The 6,106-nt window shown below is 31.3% G+C and carries 7 protein-coding genes; 2 read left to right on the top strand and 5 right to left on the bottom strand.

Features of this window, described 5'->3' with window-relative positions; genetic code table 11:
- The 4 genes from ACH2BG_RS10885 to ACH2BG_RS10870 all read right to left on the bottom strand — a co-directional run.
- Nucleotides 1-371: ABC transporter permease (locus ACH2BG_RS10885; RefSeq protein ID WP_395047719.1), on the bottom strand; the 371-nt coding region annotated here is incomplete at its 3' end.
- Nucleotides 372-374: 3 nt separating this feature from the next.
- Entirely contained in the window at nucleotides 375-1,286 is a 912-nt protein-coding gene (locus ACH2BG_RS10880; protein ID WP_395047720.1) for an ABC transporter ATP-binding protein, read from the bottom strand.
- 66 nt (nucleotides 1,287-1,352) lie between these two features.
- A complete protein-coding gene (locus tag ACH2BG_RS10875; RefSeq protein WP_395047718.1) occupies nucleotides 1,353-1,754 on the bottom strand; it encodes a response regulator in 402 nt (133 codons plus the stop codon).
- Nucleotides 1,744-3,573 (bottom strand): PAS domain S-box protein, encoded by a 1,830-nt coding sequence (locus ACH2BG_RS10870; protein ID WP_309755413.1) that lies wholly within the window; start codon nucleotides 3,571-3,573, stop codon nucleotides 1,744-1,746. The genes ACH2BG_RS10875 and ACH2BG_RS10870 overlap by 11 nt, the downstream gene beginning before the upstream one ends.
- A 365-nt stretch (nucleotides 3,574-3,938) precedes the next feature.
- Here ACH2BG_RS10870 and ACH2BG_RS10865 point away from each other — a divergent pair, with 365 nt between their 5' ends.
- Together ACH2BG_RS10865 and ACH2BG_RS10860 are read left to right on the top strand one after the other, a co-directional pair.
- Nucleotides 3,939-5,000 (top strand): hypothetical protein, encoded by a 1,062-nt coding sequence (locus tag ACH2BG_RS10865; protein ID WP_395047717.1) that lies wholly within the window; start codon nucleotides 3,939-3,941, stop codon nucleotides 4,998-5,000.
- 41 nt (nucleotides 5,001-5,041) lie between these two features.
- Nucleotides 5,042-5,920, top strand: coding sequence for a hypothetical protein (locus ACH2BG_RS10860; RefSeq protein ID WP_395047716.1), 879 nt, complete (start codon nucleotides 5,042-5,044; stop codon nucleotides 5,918-5,920).
- Here the strand turns inward: ACH2BG_RS10860 and ACH2BG_RS10855 are convergent.
- Nucleotides 5,903-6,106, bottom strand: a 204-nt coding sequence (locus ACH2BG_RS10855) for a hypothetical protein (protein ID WP_395047715.1), incomplete at its 5' end; no start/stop codon positions are given. The genes ACH2BG_RS10860 and ACH2BG_RS10855 overlap by 18 nt on opposite strands.

The following is a 6,106-nucleotide window of genomic DNA, read 5'->3' as shown; positions in this document are numbered from 1 at the left end:
ACAAAAGCAGTAGATACTGAGGCAAACAAAAGGACAGTTAAGAATTTAGATTGTATAAATTCTTTTTTACTCATTCCGTCAATTAAGTTTTGTTTCAGCGTGCCATAACTATACTCATTTGCCATCATAGACACAATTATGATGGCTAAAAAAAGTTTTAAAATGGCTGCAATATAGGTGTTAAAATGCCAGATGAAAGGAAAATTAAAAATTCCCATTTCGGCTAAGTGAAATTTAAAAATCCCGAGATCAAATTTTATGGAGGCTATTAATGCTATAAAAGTTAGGAGTATAAAGTACGCTAATGTTAAAACTCGACTGGCTTTGTTTTTCCAAATTTTTTGTAATTCTATGGAGAGTAATCTTTTCATGTTTTAGTTTTTGAAATTTGAATTGGAATTAGTCAGTTCTAAAAATTGTTCTTCTAAGCTGTTTTTGCGCTTAACCAAATGATTTAGAATAATGTTTTTTTCGAAAAGAAAACGATTTAATTCTTTAGCTTCCAAGTCATTTTTTAAATACACTAGAATCTTTCCATCTTCATTAATTACGTGCTTTACTGCTGAATGGGTTTTTACAGCCACCATTAAACTATCAGCATCATCTGCTTGTAATTCAAAAAAACCTTCATTAGCTGACATGCCATCGACTAAACCAGTATATAAAATTTCTCCTTTTCTTAACACTACCACGTGGGTACATACTTTTTCGACTTCGTCTAATAAATGCGAAGCCAATAAAATAGTAGTTCCCTGGGATGCAATTCGTTTAATAATATCTCTAATTTGATGAATTCCTTGAGGGTCTAAACCGTTTGTGGGTTCGTCAAGAATCAAAATCTCTGGATCATTAAGTAATGCAGAGGCTATTGCCAAGCGCTGTTTCATTCCTAAGGAAAAAGTACTGAATCTACTATTTTGTCGCTCAACAAGACCAACTAACTCTAGTTTTTCAATAACTTTTGAAGATCGAATTCCTTTAATTTTACAGACTAATTCTAAGTTTTCTGTAGCTGTCATGTACGGATAAAAGTTAGGTCGTTCAATAATGGCACCTACTTTTTTTAGCGCTTCATGAGTTTCAATAGTTCCATTGAACCAATTGTATTCACCAGAAGTTTTGTTGACTACATTTAAAACTATTCCTAATGTTGTTGATTTTCCGCTGCCGTTTGGGCCCAGAATTCCGTAAACATTGCCTTTATGAATGTCGAAAGAAACGTTTTTTAGAGCTTGAATTGAGCCATAACGTTTGTGAAGATTTTTGATAGAGAGTATTGTTTCCAATGGGTTCATCTTTTTGGTTTAACATAGGACGAACAAGTTTGGGAATTGTTACCGGGAAACCTATAATTAGTTTATTTCACCAATTAATTTGCACAGCATCTCTAATTTGTTTGCAGTTATAGGTTTCTTAATATAATCTTTTATCACATCATATTTTTTTGCCATTTCAATATCGGCAGGATCAATTGATGAGGTCATGATAAAAATTGAAATTTCTTTTTGTATGGGCAAATGAATAAATTCATCCAAAAATTGCCATCCATCCATTACGGGCATATTTAAGTCAAGTAAAATAGCATCTGGAAGAATGGTAGTATTATTTCGATTTTCTTTTAATGTATCAATAGCTAATTGCGCATTATTAAATGTATGGATTTCTTCGCAAAACTTACTTTTAGAGATAAGAATACTCATTAATTTTACGGTCAATTTATCATCATCAATAATGTACGTCAATTTATTTTTCATCTAAATAAATTTTAAAATTAGAACCATGACCCACTTCGCTCTCCATTGCTATTTTACCATTCATAGCTTCGAGTTGGTTTTTTGTAATGAATAATCCAATTCCTTTAGCATCTGCATTACCATGAAAGGTTTTGTACATTCCAAAAATTTTGTGTCCATTTTTTTTTAAATCTAATCCTAATCCATTATCTCGAAAGTTAATCACAGAGTAACCCTCTATTTTTTCATAACAAATATTTAAAGTTGCATTGCGTTTTGGGGATTTATATTTAATAGCATTTGTAAATAAGTTAAGAAAAATACTATCTAAGTAAGCGGGAATGGCCTTAACGATAACACCCTCTGGAATTGTATTTGTAATTGTTATTTTACTCTCTTTTATGGCTAGACTCAATGCCATTCTTGTTTTTTCAATTTCACTTTTTAAATGAATTTTAGTTTTTTCAACATTTGTTTTTTGTTGAATGGTTATAATTTCATTCAAATATTCTATCGATTCCGATAATTTTTCTGTTCCTTCTCTAAATAATTCAAAGTAAGAAAGCTTTTCGTCAATATCATCAGTATTTTCAATAACATCTACCACCATCGATAAATTACTGGCGTGGGAGCGTATGTTATGAGATACAATATGAGTGAAGTTAAATAATTTTTTATTTTGATTACTGGTTACTTCTAGTAATCGTTTCATCTCAAGCTCCTTTTCAATTCGCCTCGTCACGTTGCGACCTACGCCTATAAAATTCATAAAATTATTGTTACTGTCAAAGACAGTAGTGATGTTCAATTCAAACCAATATTTCTCTTTATTTTTATTATAATTTAATATTGTGATTTTAATGCTTTCTTTATTTTTGATGGCTTCTCTCATTAATTTTGAAGCTGTAAAATCAGTTTCTGGACCCTTAGATAAATAACCAGGTTTTTGACCAATAACCTCTTCCATAGCCAAACCAGTTAAATCTAAGTAGGCTTGATTTGCCCAGACCGCTTCTCCATTTCTATCTGCTATTACAAGGGTATCTGTTGTCTCCGAAGCTGCTAGTGACAGTAAATTTAATTTATTTTCCACATTTTTTCTCTCGCTAATATCCCGGATAAAGCATACAACATAGGTTTTTTGATCGACTTTAAATTTTTTCCCAGAAGCTATCTCAACGGGTGTTATCACATTAGATTTTGTTTTGATAACGGTTTCATTGATGGTATATTCATTTCTATCTAAATTATATTTCAGAAAATAACGGATGTCTCTTTTAAATTCATCTGGAAATAATTTTGAATTATGCAAGCCTTTTAATTCTGCATTACTATAACCAGTAAGTTCTGTCGATCTAAGATTACAGTCACTAATTTGTCCATTTGAAGTATCAATGATAAAAATGGCATCATTTGCACTAGAAAAAATAGAAGAGAATTTCTCTACATTATATTGCAATTCATTTATTAAATTCTGTTCATTTGTTATGTCTTGAAATGTACCTAAAAGCTCTACAGGCTTACCATTTTTAAATACAACCTGGCAAATACATTCTATATACTTGATGTTATTTTTAGCAGTCATAATCTGAAATTTACTCTCAAAAGAAATCCCTTCATTGATTGATTTCTCCATAAGTACTTTAATCCGATCACGATTTTTCCCTGGAGTATAAAAATTTACTGCCGTGTCAAGCTTTGGCTTGTAGTCAATGGGTACTTCATGAATATATTTAGTGACTGCATCCCAAAAAACATCATTGGTTAGCAAGTTAATTTTCCAGATTCCTATTTTAGCAGACTTTGCAGCCTTGATGTAAAGGTCAAGTTTTTCTTTCATTAGTTGGACTTTAAGGATTTAACTACAGTATTGATAAATGAATATAAAGTTTGTAGTTTAGGTTTTAAAATTTCCGGTTATAAAACAGTAGGCTGTAATTCTATTTTTATTGATAAATTAATTATTGTTATCGTGCGCAGGTAATAGTGTGTTTTGAAATTTAACAGTAAAAAAAAATGATTTTTATCCAGTAATAAATAAATTTTCATTTTACAGCTAATACATATTGTTTTAATTCCATTGAGAAAACGTTCTAGCGTATGCAGGTTATTTTAAAATTCTTGTTGAAAGGTAGTTAAAACATATGAAATGAGTGTATTACATCGACTAATTTTATCGTAATTTTGTTGTAAATTCTTATTTCAATGAGTAGTGAGCCCGTAATGCTTTTTAAAAAACCATCGTATCCAGTAAACAAATCACTTTTAGAATACTTGGAGCGTTTTGATCGTTTGTCAAAAGTTGCTATTGTCTACGATGATTTATTGCGTTTTTCAGGATCGGTAACTGTTTATGATAAAAACGATGAAGATACGTTATGGATTCGTGTGTATTATAATGAATTTGAGCGACAAGAAATTGATTTAACTTTAAAAAAAATCTATTCATTGCTGCACTCTGATGGTAATTTGGGAATCATCAAATTCTTAAATGTAGATTCTATTGATTACTGCACTTTTGGTAATTCAAAACCTTTTCGAATAAAAATCAGAAATATATTAAATGACAATTACACGCACTTCTACATAAAGAAAGCCGATGCTTCCCGAATTTATGGACTCGAATTAGAGCATATTTTATCTCCAGATAAAATTAATTTCCTAGTGTATGACGACACTTTAATTGAGGAACATATTATGGGAATTCCTGGTGATGTTTTTATTAAAAAATTATTATCAGAATGCACCGAAACGGAGAAATCTCAAATTGCTAAAGAGTTTGTAAAATTCAATGAACGTTGCATGATTCGATTGCTTGGCGATATGCGTTCCTATAATTACGTGATAGTTCCCACACATGATTTTGATCATGTGGTGTATAAAATTCGCGCTATAGATTTTGATCAGCAGTGCTACGAAGGAAATTTTAAAGTGTACCGACCTCAATTTTTTAAGGAAAATTATCCGATGGTAAAATTGGTAAAGGATAAACTTCAAAACAGTTCTATCGAGCAATACAAGGATGAAGAGAGAGCGGTTCTTGCGAAAAGAATTCATTCTGCTGAAAACCGCATAAAACGACTGTTGCAAATTATGGGAGATGACGTAATCGCTCCCGAAGAACATTTGAAACAATTGCAATTAGAATTGTATCGATACACGAATGATATGAATTTTAAAAAAGCCAAATCTATGGGGAATATAATGAGTGCAGCTTTTGCATTTATTACAAGAAATTTCAAGAATGCTACTGTATTTAAGATTTGATTTTAGTTTTCTTAAATCTATTTATTACTACTAATTTTACTATGAGAAATTATATTTTCACTCTATTTGCATTGACTTTTTTGTCCTGTCAGCACGATTCAGGAACTGTATCACCCGTTTATTCATTACCCAAAAAACTAAAAGAAGTCTCAGGCATTATATATTTAGATTCAAGTAATTTACTTTGGGTGCTGGAGGATAGCGGTAACGAGAATGAAATTTACGGACTCAATTTTGAAAACGGTGCAATTGAAAAAACACTAACGATTGCAAATACAGCGAATATCGATTGGGAAGACATTACTAAAGACAAAGACGGTAATCTCTATGTTGGAGATTTTGGTAACAATGATAATGAACGAAAGGATTTATGTATTTACAAAATTGATAAAAAGTCTTTAACTACAAAAAGCGCCATTCCAGCTTACAAAGTTTCCTTTGCATATCCTGAGCAAAAAGATTTTCCTCCTAAAAAAACAGAAATGTTTTATGATGTAGAAGCATTTTTCGAATTCAAAAATAATTTCTATCTCTTTACCAAAAATCGAAGTAAAGGTTTTGACGGAACCGCTTTTTTATATAAAATCCCCAATACACCTGGTTTTCATCAAGCGGTTTTGATGGGAGAATTTAAAACCTGTGACAACTACAATCATTGTGCAATCACGGCTGCAACTATAGCTCCAGATGACTCTAAAGTTGCTATTTTAACCCATGATAGGATTTTCTTATTCGAAAATTTCGAAGGGGATAATTTTTTGAATGGAATAAAAACTACTTTCGAATTAAATCATTTTTCTCAAAAAGAAGCAGCATCATTTATTGATAATGACCGACTTTTTATTGCCGATGAAAAAACCAAAAGTTTAGGAGGGAACGTTTATGAAGTTAGTATCAAAAAATTAAAATCCAAATCCTAGTCCAAAAGCGATTCGGGCTTCCTCATTAGAATTTTTAAAATAAGTGATTCTGGCTGTGATTACATTTAATCCATTGAGCCATAATCCGCCTCCAAAAGATTGATGCCATTTCTCTGAATTTTCTCCTTTTTGCCACACGCGTCCATAATCTACACCACCCAGAATTCCGTACGTCATAGGCAAAAC

Origin of the sequence: Flavobacterium sp. (assembly GCF_043779715.1) — a bacterium.
In the GTDB taxonomy this organism is placed as follows: Bacteria; Bacteroidota; Bacteroidia; order Flavobacteriales; family Flavobacteriaceae; genus Flavobacterium.
This window is presented reverse-complemented; position numbering and strand designations above follow the sequence as displayed.

Coding starts and splice junctions, on each gene's coding strand:
- ACH2BG_RS10870 (WP_309755413.1), bottom strand. CDS start 3,573: ATGAAAGAAAAACTTGACCTTTACATCAAGGCTGCAAAGTCTGCTAAA.
- ACH2BG_RS10865 (WP_395047717.1), top strand. CDS start 3,939: ATGAGTAGTGAGCCCGTAATGCTTTTTAAAAAACCATCGTATCCAGTA.
- ACH2BG_RS10875 (WP_395047718.1), bottom strand. CDS start 1,754: ATGAAAAATAAATTGACGTACATTATTGATGATGATAAATTGACCGTA.
- ACH2BG_RS10860 (WP_395047716.1), top strand. CDS start 5,042: ATGAGAAATTATATTTTCACTCTATTTGCATTGACTTTTTTGTCCTGT.